Below are 13,737 nucleotides of genomic sequence, written 5' to 3'. Positions count from 1 at the left end.
TCGCCAACCGTTCGAGGAGTCCAGCCCATGTCGCACCGACCGTTTCCCGCATCCCTGTCACCGTCGACACCAAAGCGCCCTGCGGACCGGCGCGTGGCACTTCTGGCGGCTGGCGCGCTGTTCTCGCTGCTCTGCGTTTCGAGCCTGTTCTGGATGCACGCCGGCCTCGTGGCGATGCTGCGCGAGTGGTCGCGCGCCGATGCAAGCTTGTCGCTGATCGCCCTCGGCACCATGGTTGCCGGCCCGCTGATTGCAACGTGGCTTGGCGAATAGTCCCTGAAAAACAGGGGTAACGAGGGTTGGCGGGGATTCCTCACGCCGCGAATTTCTTGCCGCCGAACACGCCTGACCGCGCGAAAGTGGGGGGACGTAGTGCTTCTGCGCGTTCGCGCTGAGGTTAAGCCGCGACAAAACACCGGGTTTTCACGGGGTTTTTGGCGTTGCGCGCATGAAATCCCTTTGACACACGGATGTTTCCGCTATGATTCAGTGGCGCCGGCATGGGGTATTGGCAACGCGATGCGAAGCCGTCGAATGTCCGGCTCTGAATTGTTCAACTCTCGTAAATCGACATGGCGACCAAAGCGAAACCGACCGCGAAGACGACTGCAACCAAGCCCGCTGCCAAGAAGGCCGCGGCAACGAAGGCACCCGTGAAGGCTGCCGCCAAGAAGGCCGCGCCGGCCAAGAAGGCTGCTCCGGCTGCCGCGGTGACCCCGCGCCCGCTGAAGGACACCTTCAACAAGTCGAGCCTGGTCGCTCACCTGGTAGCCCAGACCGAGCTGGAACCCAAGACCGTGAAGACGGTGCTGGCCCATCTGGAAAACACCATCGTCAGCGCGCTGAACAAGAAGGGCGCAGGCGAATTCACGCTGCCGGGCCTGCTGAAGGTGACCGCGCAGCAAGTGCCGGCCAAGAAGAAGCGCTTCGGCAAGGACCCGTTCACCGGTGAAGAGCGTTGGTTCCCGGCCAAGCCGGCCAGCGTCAAGGTGAAGGTTCGCCCGCTGAAGAAGCTGAAGGACGCTGCTGCCTGAACGGCCAGTTGATCCGCATGAAAAAGGAGCCGCTAGCCGGCTCCTTTTTTATTTTGCCGGTCAGGCACCGCCCGGCACGGCCGGTCCGCCAGACTCGCTTCGACTTAACCCAGGTCAAACTGGCGGCAGGAGTGGTTGTCTAGAATCCAAAGCGTCATGGGTGCGGGGGCGCTCCCCATGGCAACTGGCTCCCGGTGTCTTCCCGGAAGCCCCGCCCGCTGCCAGCGATGGCCGCGGGCTTTCTTTTTTGTGCGCCGAGATCTGGGCACGGCACGCGTCAGCCGCCCACGATCTGCTTGGCGTAGCTGGCGCGTTCCATCTCGCAGACTTCGACGCTGATCTGCACGCTCTGTCCTTCGGCGGTGGCGGGGCGTACCGCTTCGGCGATGACATCGCAGACGGCCTGGCCCAGCGCGCGCCTGACCGCCAGTTCGCGGCCATCCAGGATGGACAGCCGTGCGTGCACGAAGGCGCGCTCGGCGGCCTGCACGCCCTGGCGGAACGTGGACAGCGTGATGCAGCGTGACTTGATATCGGCCTCGCCGAATTCGCCGGACGCCAGCAGCGCGGCGTTGGCCTCGTCGAGCAGTTCTTCCGGCGAACAGTTGAGGCGCGTGTTTTCGGTGATTTCGATGACGAGATGAGGCATGGCAAGGTAGGGTGAGGCGGTACAGGCCGGGCCGCTGGAGACCCGGGGCGAGTTGCCATGATAAGGGCATTCGGCCGTCATGCCCGGTTGCCTGAGGTAAGCTTGCATCAGCGCCTGCGGCGTCGGACCGGACACAAGAACACCTATGGAAACCATCAGCTTCGAAATCTTTCTGCGCCTGTTTTTGGGGTTGCTCGCTGGCGCCGTGATCGGCCTGGACCGCAACCTGCGCGGCAAGGCCGCCGGCATGCGCACGCTGGGGCTGGTATCGCTGGGCGCGGCAACGGCGGTATGCCTGGTGACGCAGTCCGGACACCCGATGGACGCCGTCTCGCGTGTGCTGCAGGGCCTGCTGACCGGCATCGGCTTCCTGGGCGTGGGCGTGATTGCACGGCATGGCACGCACCAGCGCCCGCAGGGGCTGACCACTGCGGCGGCAATCTGGTTGTCTGCCATCCTCGGCGCGGCGGCGGGCGCGGGCTACTACGTGGTCGGGGGCCTGGCGCTGGTGCTCGGCATGGCATTGCTATGGATTGGCGGACGCCTGGAAACGCGGCTGCATCGCGTGCTGGATCCGATCAATGGCGACAAGCATGGTGTTCGCGACAACGGCGCGGGCAAGCAGCGCAGTACCGACGAGCGCGGCGATCACGAAGACGATCTCTTTCCTTGAAGCATAGAGCGATCGGGAACCTTGCAAGTTGCCAGACCTGACAGGGACGGCGCTCTTCCCGGGGCACCGTTACCGGTCAAATGTCCACAGGAGCCCCCCATGAAGCCGATTACGCTGTTTGGCGCGCCGACGGATGTCGGCGCGAGCACCCGAGGCTGCACCATGGGGCCGGAGGCGCTGCGCATCGCCGACATCGTCCCGGCCCTCGCCAGGATGGGGTTGGATGTGCGCGATGACGGCAATATTGCCGGTCCGGTCAATCCGCTGGCAGCGCCGGTGCAGGGCTTGCGCCACCTCGATGAAGTGGTGGCATGGAACCGCGGCGTCTTTGAAGCCAGCACGCGTGTACTCGAAGCGGGCAGGATGCCGGTGCTGCTAGGCGGGGACCACTGCCTGGCGGTGGGGTCGGTGAGCGCCGTGGCGCGCCACTGTCGCCAGGCGGGCCGCAAGCTCGTGGTGCTCTGGCTCGACGCGCACGCCGATGCCAACATCGGATCCAGCACGCCGACCGGCAATATGCACGGCATGCCGGTGGCCTGCCTGTGCGGCGACGGCCCTGCGCCGTTGACCATGCTTGGCGGCCACGCTCCGGCGGTCTTGCCGCAGGAAATCCGGCAAGTAGGCATCCGCAGCGTCGACGCGCAGGAAAAGCTGCGGCTGCATGGGCTCGGCCTGAAGGTATTCGACATGCGCTATATCGACGAGTACGGCATGCGCCAGACCATGGAGCAGGCGCTGGCCGGCGTGGACGACGACACGCACCTCCATGTGAGCTTCGACGTGGATTTCATCGACTCCGCCATTGCACCGGGCGTCGGCACGATGGTGCTGGGCGGCCCGACCTATCGCGAGACGCAGCTGTGCATGGAGATGATCGCCGATACGGGACGGTTGTCCTCGCTGGACGTGATGGAACTCAACCCTGCCTGCGATGTGCGCAACGAGACGGCAAGGCTGGTGGTGGACTTCCTGGAAAGCCTGTTCGGCAAATCCACGCTGCTGCGGGCACGCTGACGGCGCCTCGCGGCGATGCAACAAAAAGGGTGCCGCGGCACCCTTTTTTCAGCAGGCGGAGGTCGCGCTCAGGCGTGCAGTGCCGCGGCGGCGGCCGGCTGCACAGGGGGATCGAAGCGGGCCGGTTCTTCGCGCGCCAGCCGCTGCAACTGGGCCAGCTTGGCCCGCAGGCCTGCGTCGAGCCGCGGCGGCGGCATCAGCGTGGACGGGCAGGCCACGCCAAGAATATCCAGCGCCTGCCGGAAGTTCGCGACCGTGAGGCCCTGGGCCGGGTCGACGCTGACCAGATGCTCGCGCTGCGCTTCGGTCATCGATTCGGCCGGTGCGCAAGACACGATCGCATAGGAAGACGGCAGCGCGCGGCGAGCAAAGTAGGCGTCAATTTCTGCGCCGTGACCGCCGGCCACCGGCGGCGTCATGCCTTCGACCTGCAGGTCCAGCTGTTGAAAGATGGCGGCCGGCGTGCCGCGTCGCCAGGCGTCGGACACCACCACGCGGGCCCCGGCCAGGCCGAAGAGCCGACGGATATAGCCCAGCGCGATGGGATCGAAGAAGTGGACATCGCGCAAGGTGCCCGAGTCGGGAACCCCGCCGAGCCGGGCCTGGGACCGGTCGGAATACAGTACGCCAGGTACGTCCAGCATGATGAGTCGTTCGGACATGATTTCCTTGGGGGGTTACCCATCGGGTTGGTGTGAGCAAAGATTACTCGGCAACCCGCGGCCTGCGCGCAACTCGGCCGCCCCCAAATGAAACATATCTGTAACTTCCTCGCGGAAGTCGTAAATGCCGGTTACCTCTCAATGTCAAATGTTTCCGGCTGACACATCTTTACGTCTGCGGCGTCCACCCGGCTAAAAGCGGAAGCGCGCCACGTCCTGTTCCAGCCCGGCTGCAAGGGCGTCCAGGCGCTCCGCCTGTGCGGCAACGGTATCTACCAGCTCTGCGTTTTGTTGCGCGGTTTGTTCGAGCTGGCTGACCGAGTGTCCGGCCGTGCGTACGCCCATTGCCTGTTCGTCGGCCAGTCCGCACAGTTGGCTGGCCAGTTCGTGGCTATGGCTCACGGCGGCGTCGATGCGCCCCATGGCGTTGACGACTTCCGCGGTCAGCTGCGTACCGCGCTCGATCTCGCGCGTGGCGTTGCCGACGATGCCGCCGATTTCGCGGGCCGAGCTGGCGCTGCGCTGCGCCAATGCCCGGACTTCCTGTGCCACCACCGCGAAGCCGCGCCCGGCCGGGCCGGCGCGGGCAGCTTCGACGGCAGCATTCAGCGCAAGGATGTTGGTCTGGAACGCAATGCTCTCGATCAGCGTGACAACCTCGGCGATTTGCCGTGAATGCACGTGCACGGCTTCCATGGCGCCGCTCATCTCGCGCACGACAGCCGAGCCGGAGTTCGCTGCTTCACGCGCTTGCTGCGCGACGCCGCTGGATTCAGTGGCCTGCGCATGGGCCTGTTCGACCAGTGCGGCCAGGCGGCGCACGCTCCCGGCCGCCTCAGCCAGCGCGGCGGCCTGCTGGGTGGTGCGTGCCGCGAGGTCGTGGTTGCCGGCGGCAATGCCGGCGCTGGCGGCGGTGATGTCCGCGGCGGAATCGCGGATGCGCGCCAGCACGCCGGCCAATTGGTCGCGCATGCGCGACAGCAGGCCCAGCACGCTGTGCGCGTCACCGTTGCGCAGACGGATGGCGCCGGTCAGATCGCCGGCCGCAATGCGCGTGGCGGCCCCCGCAGCGTCCGCCGGTTCGCCGCCAAGCTCGGTGGTGAGGCTGCGCGCGGCAACCCATGCCAGACCGGCGGCAGCGAACAGGCTCGCGGCCAGCAGGCCGATCATCAGCGCCTGCGCCGCGGCCTGGCGCGAGCCCACGCTGGCCATGGTGTCGGCAGCCTGCCGCTCCTGGCGCGCGCGCGTATCTTCCATCATGCCGCTGAGCTTCGTGAGTTGTTCGCCAACAAAATGGCCATCTACGGAAACCGCGCTGTCGAACTGCAACGGGTCCAGCGGTTGCTGCCGCACCAGTGCAACGTAGGCCTGCAGCAGCTTGCCCGCCTGAACGCGTTCGGGCTGCAAGCGCTCGGCCTGAGCCGGTGCGGCGTGCCGGATACCGTCGAGCGCCGCATCGAGCCGGCCCAGCGCGGCATCGATGTCGGCGGCGGCTTCATCGCGCTCTGTACCACTGGTCGCCATGGTTATCGACAACTGGGCGCGGCCGAGCCGGGCCAGTGCCGATTGCGCGCGCTCGGCGGAGATCGCGCCGTGCATGTCCTGTCGATACAGGGCGTCACTGCGCTGGCGCAAGTCAATGAGATTCACAATGCCGGTCACGCCGACCGCGGCGCCGAACAAGTACACCAGCGCGAACGCTGCGCACAGTCGCGCCAGCAATGGCAGGCGCGCAAATCGCGATGCCCGGTGGACACGGCCTGTCGGACGGAACAACTTGAGTGATTGCAACACGAATACGACTCCGGCGGGCATGGTGCCCGCATGACCTGTCCGTCGGATCGCGCAGGTGCTGCTGGCACTGCCGCTGACACCGGGATCCCGGACGTTGCTGACCCAGGCCGGGCAATCGCGCTTATGGAAGGCGTGGAGTGCGCGAGCCTCGGCCGGCACGGATAGTCGAACAGGAATGTGACGCTGGCGTGACGGTCTGGCGGTGTGCCTCGATGTCATATTGCGGTCACATTATTGTCATGAAATGTGCGCCGGGCGCTTGCCCAGCAATCTTCCGGTCACTTTATGCCAGGCTCGCCTGCCGCCATGCCTTCCGATAGCCGCCCCGAGGCGGGCTGTTCCTTGCCATTGCAGTGGCCGTCGCTGCCACCCTTGCACGCCGTATTTCAGCCGATCGTGCAGGCTGAATCGGCGGAAATACTGGGCTACGAAGCACTGATCCGCGGGCCGGCCGGCTCCTCCTATGCCAGTCCGGAGGCACTGTTCAGGCTGGCGCAAAGCCATGCGGGCACCATTGCGCTGGAGACGCAGGCCGCGCGGACAGCGCTGGCGGCCTGGCGCGTGCTCGATCTGCCGGGCAAGCTCTTTCTCAATTTCAGCCCGCTTACCCTGCGCCATTTGCTCGCGGGACGCGGCAGCGGCTTTTCCATGCTGATCGGTGCCGGTGTCGCGCCGGCACGCATCGTGATCGAGGTCACGGAACAGACGCCGATCGGCGATGCGGCCACCTTCGGGCAGGCCATGGCCGTGCTGCGCGAACTCGGCATGCAATACGCGCTGGATGACTTCGGCACCGGGCATGCAAACCTCGACCTGCTGGCCCACCTGTCTCCGCAGTTCGTGAAGATCGACAAGTCGCTGGTCCGCGGCGTCGCCTCCTGTTCGCGGCGGCTGGAGATCCTGCGCGGCGTATTGCGGATGATGGGGGCATTTGGCGGCCGTGTGATCGCCGAAGGCATCGAGGACGAAGACGAGCTGGCCGTAGTCCGCGACCTCGGCGTGGCGGGTGCGCAGGGCTACTACCTTGGCCGGCCGGAGGCCGAGCCGCCCGCCCGGGTCGGCACGCAGGTCAGACGGGTGCTGACGTCGCGTCAGATCGCGGTGTTTCCCCAGATGGTCCGTTCCGGCTGGTCGGGCATCACGGCAGGTCGTCTGTTGCGCGCGGCCCCCGCGGTCTTGCCCGGGACGGCCAATGACGACGTGCTGCGCGTGTTTCAGTCGCAGCCGGAACTGCCGGCCGTGGCGATCGTCAGCGAAGACCAGAAGCCGCTGGCCATTATCAACCGGCAGAATTTCATGGATCGCTACGCGGCGCCATTCCATCGCGAGCTGTACGGCAAGAGGGCCTGCATTACGCTGGCGAATTGCGAGCCCGCCTGTTTCGACCTGCATGCGGGGCTGGAAACCATGACGCAGATACTGGCCGGCGAGAACCCGCGCTCGCTGGCCGACGGCTTTGTCATCACCAGCCACGGACGCTATATGGGCCTGGGCACCGGCGCGGACCTGGTCCGTGCCATCACCGAGATCCGCATGGAGGCGGCGCGCTACGCCAACCCGCTGACCTTCCTGCCAGGCAATATTCCGCTGAACCAGCATATCGATCGGCTGATCGAAGCCGGCAATGCGTTCTACGCGTGCTATGTCGACCTGAACCACTTCAAGTCCTACAACGACAAGTACGGTTACTGGGAAGGCGACGAGATGCTCAAGGGCGCCGCAGCCATCCTCACCGAGGCTTGCGACCCGGCACGCGATTTTCTGGGACATGTCGGCGGCGACGATTTCCTGGTGCTTTACCAGAGTGCGGACTGGGCGGTGCGCGTGGGCGCGGCCATTCGCCGCTTCAATGATGCGGCGCGAGACATGTACACGCCGGCAGACCGCGCCGCCGGCGGCATCCACGCCGAGGATCGCAACGGTCAGCCGGTTTTCTTCCCGCCGGTATCGATGGCGGCCGGTGTGGTGCGCGTGGAAGCAGAGGCGGTGAGTGGCTGGCAGCGCGTGGGCAGCCAGCAGATAGGCGCTGCGGCGGCGGCCGCCAAGCATGAGGCCAAGCGGGCGGCCAACGGCATTGCCGTACTCGACTTCAGGACGCTGGCAGACCGCCTGCCAGCATAGCCGGCGTCAGGTCAGGGCCAGTTTGAGGGGCGGTTTGCCCGATTGCGGATTGGGGAGCCGCATGGGAGCCGCCATCGTCATGGACGTCCAGGCGATAGCCATGCGCGTAGACCACCGTGATCGAAATGCCAGTTTCGGGACTGAGCCGCAAGGTCTTGCGCAGGCGCGACATCAGGCCGGCCAGTGCGCGCGACAAAGGCGGCAGTTCATGATGCCAGATGGCCTGTTCGATGCGGCGGTTGGCCAGCACGCGCCCGGCGTTGGAGAACAGCAGCATGGCCAGGTCGAATTCCTTGGGCGTGAGGGTGAGGCGTTCGCCGTTCAGCGTCGCGAAGCGGCCCACGCTGTTGAGCTGGTACTGGCCCGCGCGCACCACCAGGCCCTGTCTCTGGCGGTCCCCCGTCGCGCGCCGGCGCAGCGCGGCCATGCGCGCCAGCAGCACGCGCGTGCTCAGCGGCCCGCAAAGGTAGTCATCGGCGCCGGCGTCCAGGGCCTCGACCAGTGCCTCCTCGCTGCCGCTGCCGCCGCCACCCAGCATCATGATCGGCAGATCCCGCGAGCGTGCGCAGCGCACGGTGCGGATGACATCGATGGCAACGGTGTCCGGCAGTTCGTCGTGGATCAGCAGCATGTCGTACGAAGCCAGGCTGACGCCCTGGATGAGCGCGCGCGGCGAGGCAAAGACATTGCATCGGAAGCCTGAGCGGGCCAGCAGGTCCGGCACGGCTTTCAGCTGCGCTGACTGACCGCTCAGCAGCGCGATGTTCATAGGGTCAGGCATACGGTGGAGGCAGGAGTCTGGAGGTCGGGATTGCCGAAAGGCATTGATTCGAGAGCGTATAAAGGCAAACGGCGCATAACAATCGGACAAATCCGATTCCAGCCGGAAAATTGAGGTAGCGCAGAAGCGGCGCCGGATTGCGTTGCGCGCTTTTCACGTGGGGGAGGCGGGGCTCGGTTGGGCGTCGGCGCCGCGGCCGGCACTTTGCTGTGCCAAAATAGGGCTTATCGTGATCCGGTTCCGCATGGTGAGAACCTGGGAAGCCTGCAGATGCTAAGCGCGAGCGTTGTCGCGACGGTCATCCTGATATTCCACATCATCGGCGTACTGGCCGCCTTGCACGCCGTCATGACGGTGCGTACGGCGCCGGGCGCGATCGCCTGGGCAGGGTCGCTGGTGATGATGCCGTATTTCGCGCTGGTGCCCTACCTGATCTTCGGCAGGAGCCGGTTCGCCGGCTACGTCAACGCGCGCCGGTTCAACGACGACCGGCTGCGGGAGATCCGCCACGGCATGACGCCCGCGGACCGTGAGGCGCGCAGCGCCTGCGTGGTGCATGCGCCGGAGCAGGTCTGCATGCGCGCGCTGCCGCGGCTGACCGGCATGCCTTGCCTGGCCAATAACGATGTGCGGCTGCTGGTCAATGGCACGGCCACGTTTGAAGCCATTTTCAAGGCGGTGGCGGCCGCCACGCAGGTGGTGATCGTCCAGTTCTTCATCGTCCACGACGACGTGCTTGGCCGGCGCCTCCAGGCGCTGCTGTGCGAGCGCGCGCAGGCGGGCGTCAAGGTCTACTTTCTCTATGACAGCATCGGATGCCACGCCCTGCCGCGCGGCTACGTGAAAACGTTGCTGGCCGCCGGCGTGGAGGCGCGTGCGTTCTCCACTCACCGTGGCTTTGTCAACCGCTTCCAGCTCAATTTCCGCAACCACCGCAAGCTTGTCATCGTCGATGGCGCGCAGGCGTTCGTCGGCGGGCACAACGTGGGCGTGGAATATCTTGGCCTGCGGCCGCCGCTGGCGCCGTGGCGCGACACCCATATCAGCGTGCGTGGCAGTGCCGTGCTGGACCTGCAGATGGCGTTCGCCGAGGACTGGTACTGGGCCGCGCGCGAAGTGCCGTACCTGCTGATGCCGCCGCCGGACGAGGTCGGCCGCATGACCTGCCAGGTGGTGCCGACCGGTCCCGCTGATGCGCAGGAAACGTGCTCGCTGTTCTTTGTCGAGGCGATCCAGGCGGCGAAGCACAGGGTCTGGATCACGTCGCCTTACTTCGTCCCGGACGAGGCGGTCTTCGCCGTGCTGCGGCTGGCTGTTCTGCGCGGAGTGGATGTCCGCATCCTGATCCCGGCGCGGCCGGATCATCTCGTAGTCTTTGCCGCGTCCACGCTTTACGCGCACCAGGCGGTGACCGCCGGCATCAAGCTGTACCGCTACCAGCCGGGCTTTCTCCACCAGAAGGTCATCCTGATCGACGACGACGCCGCAGCAATTGGCACGGCGAACCTGGACAACCGCTCATTCCGGCTGAACTTCGAGCTGATGGTCATGACCGCTGATCGGTCGTTTGCCGGCCAGGTCGCCGAGATGCTGGAGGCAGATTTCGCCCAGGCGCGGCGGATCGGCGTCGAAGAGTTTCTCAGGGCCCCGGCGCCGTTGCGCGTCGCGATGCATGTGGCGAAGCTGTTTGCGCCGATCCTCTAGCCGCAGCACCGGAACAGCGCCGTTGCATCTATTGTGTACACTGTTCACTATTGGCAGGGCAAGATAAGAACAGCATGTACTGGGGGAAATCATGAGCCGGATTGCTTCACCTACGCCGGCCCGCGCGACGTATCGCCATGGCGACCTGCGCCGCGCGCTGCTGGAGGCCGGCATCGCCCTGGCGCGCGAAGGGGGACCAGATGCCATCGTCCTGCGCGAAGCCACGCGTCGCGTTGGCGTGGTGCCCAACGCGGCCTACCGGCATTTTTCGAGCCGGCAGGATTTGTTGCAGGCCGTGCGCGCGGCGGCGCTATCCGCGCTGGCCGTGGCCATGGAAGCCGAAATGGGCGATATCCGCCCCGGCAGCAGCTCGGCGGCGCTGGCTCGCGCCAGGCTGCGTGCGGTCGGCACCGGCTATCTGCGTTTTGCCCTTGCCGAACCCGGGTTGTTCCGAACAGCGTTTTCCGTACCGGACGATGTGGAGACCGATGCCGACCCGGCGAAAGCGGGCGACAGCGGGCTAAATCCCTTTGAATTGTTGTCGGCTGCGCTGGATCAGATGGTCGATGCTGGAATCCTGCCTGCCCGGCGCCGTCCCGGCGCCGAATACCTGGCCTGGTCAGCGGTGCACGGCCTATCCATGCTGTTGCTCGATGGGCCCTTGCGCGGAAGGGAGCCGGCGCAAGCCGAGGGGCTAGGGCAGCGTTTGATCGATATGGTGGAGCAGGGACTCCAGACGCCGGGCTGAGACCAACTGGCTCAAAAAAAATGCCACGACGGCGGGAACCATCGTGGCAGGGCAAGGAACCAGGAAGGGGGGCCCTGGCTCGTCGGGGCACCCGCGGGATGGGTGCCCGGCAAATCTATTCCGTTAGTTCTCATTCGAAAATCGGATAAGTCCTAAATTGGTTCAGGAATTGTGTCTTTGGACACCAAGTCGGGGAATTCTCGGGCAGGAAGGACGCTTGGGGGAATCGACCCGGGGCGCAGCCTGTCTAACAGGGACAAGGCGGACAATCCGGCCCGCAAGCAGGCTTTGGATGGATCATGCGATACATGGTCAACAGGATTTTCACAGCAGCAGCCGTGGCCGCGCTATTGGCGGGATGCGCGGTGTATCCGGACTATTACGACAGCACCTATCCGGCTTATCCGGCTTATCCGGCTGGCTCGCCGTACTACAGCGGATATCCCGTGACGCCTGGCTACCCTTATTACGGTCCGGGCTATGGTGGCTACTATGGCAGCTTTGCGTACGTCTACGGCGGCGGGCGATGCTGCTGGTATGGCGGCCACGGCGGCGGCTGGCACGGTCACGGTGGAGGCTGGCATGGCGGCGGTGGCGGTGGAGGCTGGCATGGCGGTGGCCGTGGGGGCGGGCGCGGCGGCGGTTCACACGGCGGACACGGGCGCTGAGCCCGACGCGGACGCCGTAAAGGATGCTTACCCAGGCCGCCAAAAAAGGAGTGTTGCCATGAGCACACGAGTACCAGCCAATGCGCCGAAGCCTGGCCGCACGCATGACAAGCCCGCGCCAGCGATGCCTGACGACCAGATCGAGCGTGACCTGGACGAGGCCCTCAAAGAGACCTTTCCGGCCAGTGATCCGGTTGCAGTGGATGCCGAGGTGTTGCGACAGCAGAAGAAGCCGTCGCGGAGCAAGGCCTAAGGCAACTGCCGCAACTGTCCGATGACGGACATCAAGCGGCCATGCGCCACGATGACGCCGGATTCATCCTGCAGCGCCTCCTGATATCGCTTGCGGAACGCGCCATCCCCCTTTTCACTGAACAGCCTTTCGGCGGCACGCGCGACGGCGCGGCAGGTTTCATCGTGGTGTTCGGGTGACTCCAGTTCTTCGTCGATCTCGATGATCAGGCGCGACAGCGGGTCAAGCCAGCGAAAGAAACTGTCTTCTGTCACCCGCTGCACGAACAAGCCTGCGGGGATGGGGCCGTTCAGGCGCTCATACTGGCCGCGGTCGTAGCCGATGACTTCCTTGTGGACCTGAAGCAGCGCCGCGCGCAGGGCCTGCAAGCCCGAGCGGCGTGTTTCCTGGGTCGCTAAAAATTGTTCGTTGGGCATGCCCTTCTCCATGTTCATGGCCCGTGGGCAGGCAAGCGGAGTGCATCCGAAGCGAAAGCCGCCGATGCCTGCAGAGAATTCAGAGCGCAGCGCGGACAGTTCCCTGTCGGTGCCCGGTTTGCCTGCCAGTATAGGCAGGCCGGTCAGCGCGCCGCGCTAGCGATATACCCGTATTGCAGCGCAAACAACAGGACCATCGCCAGACCACGCGCCTTGGCCGCCGGCCGCGCTTGTACTTATTGCAGTGCGGATTCCGACCCCCCGGTGGCGTTGTCAGCCAAACAGCCGCCAAGCCAGGCGTGCGGCCACGCGGGCACCGAGGTGGTCGCGGTCATATTGGGGGTTGTATTCCGCCAGGTCGGCGACGCGCAGCTTGCCGCTGCGGCGGGCGAGCAAGGCCACTTCCTCCACCACGGATAGCGGCACGCCATAGGGGGCTGGTGCCGACACGCCCGGCATCACGGCCGCCGGCAATGCGTCGAGGTCGATGGTCAGGTACACGTGGTCGGTGGCAGCGATGCGCGCTTCCAGCTCCGCCAGGCGCGATGGCAGGTGACGCTCCTGCATGTCGACGTCTTCCACATAGCAGACGCCCAATGCATCGGCGCGGCCGAAAAGCGCCGGCGTGTTGCTGAGGCGGCTGACGCCCAGGCAGACGTAGTCGAACGGCTGTCCGCGTTCTGCGCAGGCGTTGGCGATCTGGTCGAACGGTGTGCCGGAGCTTGCGGGCCGGCTGGTGCGCAGGTCGAAGTGGGCGTCGATATTGATGATGAGCACACGCCCGCCATCGTCCTGTGCGTCCAGATGCGCGCGCAGCCCTTGCCACGTGCCCCAGGCCACTTCGTGGCCGCCACCCAGCACCAGCGGAAGCCCGCCGCGCGCCAGCACGGCGCGCACGGTTTGCGCCAGCGCGAGCTGGGCCGATTCCAGGTCGCCGTCTTCACATCCGACATTGCCGGCGTCGTACAAGGCCGGCAGTCCGTGTGCCGGGACGTTGGCCAGCGCGCGGCGGATGGCGTCCGGACCTTGCGCGGCACCGGGGCGGCCCTGGTTGCGCAGCACGCCGGCATCGCAACTGAAGCCCAGCAGCACCGGCGCGCCGCCCAGGGGTGTCAGGTCTGCCGTTTGCAATGCATGCACGATGCGGAACAGGCGCGTGGTGTCGCCACGCTCGCCGCTATCGACGCGGCCCTGCCAGAGATTCTGGGACACAGCCATCC

Annotated in this window: 15 protein-coding genes; 9 read left to right on the top strand and 6 right to left on the bottom strand. The window is 66.0% G+C overall.

The window, feature by feature from the left end; translation table 11 throughout:
- The first annotated feature begins 27 nt into the window (after positions 1-27).
- A complete protein-coding gene (locus AC3FKH_RS29495; protein WP_488679235.1) occupies positions 28-273 on the top strand; it encodes a hypothetical protein in 246 nt (81 codons plus the stop codon).
- A gap of 299 nt (positions 274-572) precedes the next feature.
- A complete protein-coding gene (locus AC3FKH_RS29490; RefSeq protein WP_483711729.1) occupies positions 573-1,034 on the top strand; it encodes an HU family DNA-binding protein in 462 nt (153 codons plus the stop codon).
- Positions 1,035-1,311: 277 nt separating this feature from the next.
- Here the strand turns inward: AC3FKH_RS29490 and AC3FKH_RS29485 are convergent, their stop codons facing one another.
- Complete coding sequence (locus AC3FKH_RS29485; RefSeq protein WP_483734640.1) at positions 1,312-1,683, bottom strand: 5-carboxymethyl-2-hydroxymuconate Delta-isomerase; 372 nt, start codon at positions 1,681-1,683, stop codon at positions 1,312-1,314.
- A gap of 145 nt (positions 1,684-1,828) precedes the next feature.
- On the opposite strand from AC3FKH_RS29485, the gene AC3FKH_RS29480 reads away from it, so the two are divergent.
- Positions 1,829-2,356 (top strand): MgtC/SapB family protein, encoded by a 528-nt coding sequence (locus tag AC3FKH_RS29480; RefSeq protein WP_488679233.1) that lies wholly within the window; start codon positions 1,829-1,831, stop codon positions 2,354-2,356.
- 99 nt (positions 2,357-2,455) lie between these two features.
- Positions 2,456-3,370, top strand: a complete 915-nt coding sequence (gene rocF / locus AC3FKH_RS29475) for an arginase (RefSeq protein ID WP_483734638.1) — start codon at positions 2,456-2,458, stop codon at positions 3,368-3,370.
- A gap of 68 nt (positions 3,371-3,438) precedes the next feature.
- On the opposite strand, the gene AC3FKH_RS29470 is transcribed toward rocF, so the two are convergent.
- Together AC3FKH_RS29470 and AC3FKH_RS29465 are read right to left on the bottom strand one after the other, a co-directional pair.
- The gene (locus AC3FKH_RS29470) at positions 3,439-4,032 is read right to left on the bottom strand and encodes an HAD domain-containing protein (RefSeq protein ID WP_483711725.1); all 594 of its coding nucleotides are present in this window, start codon (positions 4,030-4,032) and stop codon (positions 3,439-3,441) included.
- A gap of 192 nt (positions 4,033-4,224) precedes the next feature.
- Positions 4,225-5,826, bottom strand: a complete 1,602-nt coding sequence (locus AC3FKH_RS29465; protein WP_488679232.1) for a methyl-accepting chemotaxis protein — start codon at positions 5,824-5,826, stop codon at positions 4,225-4,227.
- A 285-nt stretch (positions 5,827-6,111) separates the two neighbouring features.
- Between AC3FKH_RS29465 and AC3FKH_RS29460 the strand changes: the two genes are divergently transcribed.
- Positions 6,112-7,947 carry a phosphodiesterase gene (locus AC3FKH_RS29460; protein WP_488679231.1) on the top strand — a complete coding sequence of 612 codons (1,836 nt, stop codon included), beginning with the start codon at positions 6,112-6,114 and terminating at the stop codon, positions 7,945-7,947.
- Here the strand turns inward: AC3FKH_RS29460 and AC3FKH_RS29455 are convergent.
- Positions 7,916-8,716 carry a response regulator transcription factor gene (locus AC3FKH_RS29455; RefSeq protein WP_488679230.1) on the bottom strand — a complete coding sequence of 267 codons (801 nt, stop codon included), beginning with the start codon at positions 8,714-8,716 and terminating at the stop codon, positions 7,916-7,918. The two genes, AC3FKH_RS29460 and AC3FKH_RS29455, sit on opposite strands and share 32 nt — an antisense overlap.
- Before the next feature lie 282 nt (positions 8,717-8,998).
- Here AC3FKH_RS29455 and cls point away from each other — a divergent pair, with 282 nt between their 5' ends.
- From cls to AC3FKH_RS29435, 4 genes are all read left to right on the top strand, one after another.
- The gene (gene cls, locus AC3FKH_RS29450) at positions 8,999-10,432 is read left to right on the top strand and encodes a cardiolipin synthase (RefSeq protein WP_488679229.1); all 1,434 of its coding nucleotides are present in this window, start codon (positions 8,999-9,001) and stop codon (positions 10,430-10,432) included.
- A 91-nt stretch (positions 10,433-10,523) separates the two neighbouring features.
- Positions 10,524-11,180, top strand: a complete 657-nt coding sequence (locus tag AC3FKH_RS29445; protein ID WP_488679228.1) for a TetR/AcrR family transcriptional regulator — start codon at positions 10,524-10,526, stop codon at positions 11,178-11,180.
- A gap of 308 nt (positions 11,181-11,488) precedes the next feature.
- Complete coding sequence (locus tag AC3FKH_RS29440) at positions 11,489-11,848, top strand: hypothetical protein (protein WP_488679227.1); 360 nt, start codon at positions 11,489-11,491, stop codon at positions 11,846-11,848.
- Positions 11,849-11,906: 58 nt separating this feature from the next.
- On the top strand, positions 11,907-12,101 hold the full coding sequence (locus AC3FKH_RS29435) for a hypothetical protein (protein ID WP_488679226.1): 195 nt from the start codon (positions 11,907-11,909) through the stop codon (positions 12,099-12,101).
- Here the strand turns inward: AC3FKH_RS29435 and AC3FKH_RS29430 are convergent.
- Together AC3FKH_RS29430 and hutG are read right to left on the bottom strand one after the other, a co-directional pair.
- Positions 12,098-12,517 carry a hypothetical protein gene (locus AC3FKH_RS29430; RefSeq protein ID WP_483734630.1) on the bottom strand — a complete coding sequence of 140 codons (420 nt, stop codon included), beginning with the start codon at positions 12,515-12,517 and terminating at the stop codon, positions 12,098-12,100. The two genes, AC3FKH_RS29435 and AC3FKH_RS29430, sit on opposite strands and share 4 nt — an antisense overlap.
- A gap of 273 nt (positions 12,518-12,790) precedes the next feature.
- On the bottom strand, positions 12,791-13,735 hold the full coding sequence (gene hutG, locus AC3FKH_RS29425; RefSeq protein WP_488679225.1) for a formimidoylglutamase: 945 nt from the start codon (positions 13,733-13,735) through the stop codon (positions 12,791-12,793).
- Positions 13,736-13,737: the final 2 nt, after the last annotated feature.

This window comes from Cupriavidus sp. 21MJTG02-4 (assembly GCF_057798975.1).
This window is presented reverse-complemented; position numbering and strand designations above follow the sequence as displayed.

Excerpts from the sequence above, each read along its gene's own strand:
- AC3FKH_RS29495 (WP_488679235.1), top strand. The coding sequence starts at position 28 with ATGTCGCACCGACCGTTTCCCGCATCCCTGTCACCGTCGACACCAAAG.
- AC3FKH_RS29490 (WP_483711729.1), top strand. The coding sequence starts at position 573 with ATGGCGACCAAAGCGAAACCGACCGCGAAGACGACTGCAACCAAGCCC.
- AC3FKH_RS29485 (WP_483734640.1), bottom strand. The coding sequence starts at position 1,683 with ATGCCTCATCTCGTCATCGAAATCACCGAAAACACGCGCCTCAACTGT.
- AC3FKH_RS29480 (WP_488679233.1), top strand. The coding sequence starts at position 1,829 with ATGGAAACCATCAGCTTCGAAATCTTTCTGCGCCTGTTTTTGGGGTTG.
- rocF (WP_483734638.1), top strand. The coding sequence starts at position 2,456 with ATGAAGCCGATTACGCTGTTTGGCGCGCCGACGGATGTCGGCGCGAGC.
- AC3FKH_RS29470 (WP_483711725.1), bottom strand. The coding sequence starts at position 4,032 with ATGTCCGAACGACTCATCATGCTGGACGTACCTGGCGTACTGTATTCC.
- AC3FKH_RS29460 (WP_488679231.1), top strand. The coding sequence starts at position 6,112 with ATGCCAGGCTCGCCTGCCGCCATGCCTTCCGATAGCCGCCCCGAGGCG.
- AC3FKH_RS29455 (WP_488679230.1), bottom strand. The coding sequence starts at position 8,716 with ATGAACATCGCGCTGCTGAGCGGTCAGTCAGCGCAGCTGAAAGCCGTG.
- cls (WP_488679229.1), top strand. The coding sequence starts at position 8,999 with ATGCTAAGCGCGAGCGTTGTCGCGACGGTCATCCTGATATTCCACATC.
- AC3FKH_RS29445 (WP_488679228.1), top strand. The coding sequence starts at position 10,524 with ATGAGCCGGATTGCTTCACCTACGCCGGCCCGCGCGACGTATCGCCAT.
- AC3FKH_RS29440 (WP_488679227.1), top strand. The coding sequence starts at position 11,489 with ATGGTCAACAGGATTTTCACAGCAGCAGCCGTGGCCGCGCTATTGGCG.
- AC3FKH_RS29435 (WP_488679226.1), top strand. The coding sequence starts at position 11,907 with ATGAGCACACGAGTACCAGCCAATGCGCCGAAGCCTGGCCGCACGCAT.
- AC3FKH_RS29430 (WP_483734630.1), bottom strand. The coding sequence starts at position 12,517 with ATGCCCAACGAACAATTTTTAGCGACCCAGGAAACACGCCGCTCGGGC.
- hutG (WP_488679225.1), bottom strand. The coding sequence starts at position 13,735 with ATGGCTGTGTCCCAGAATCTCTGGCAGGGCCGCGTCGATAGCGGCGAG.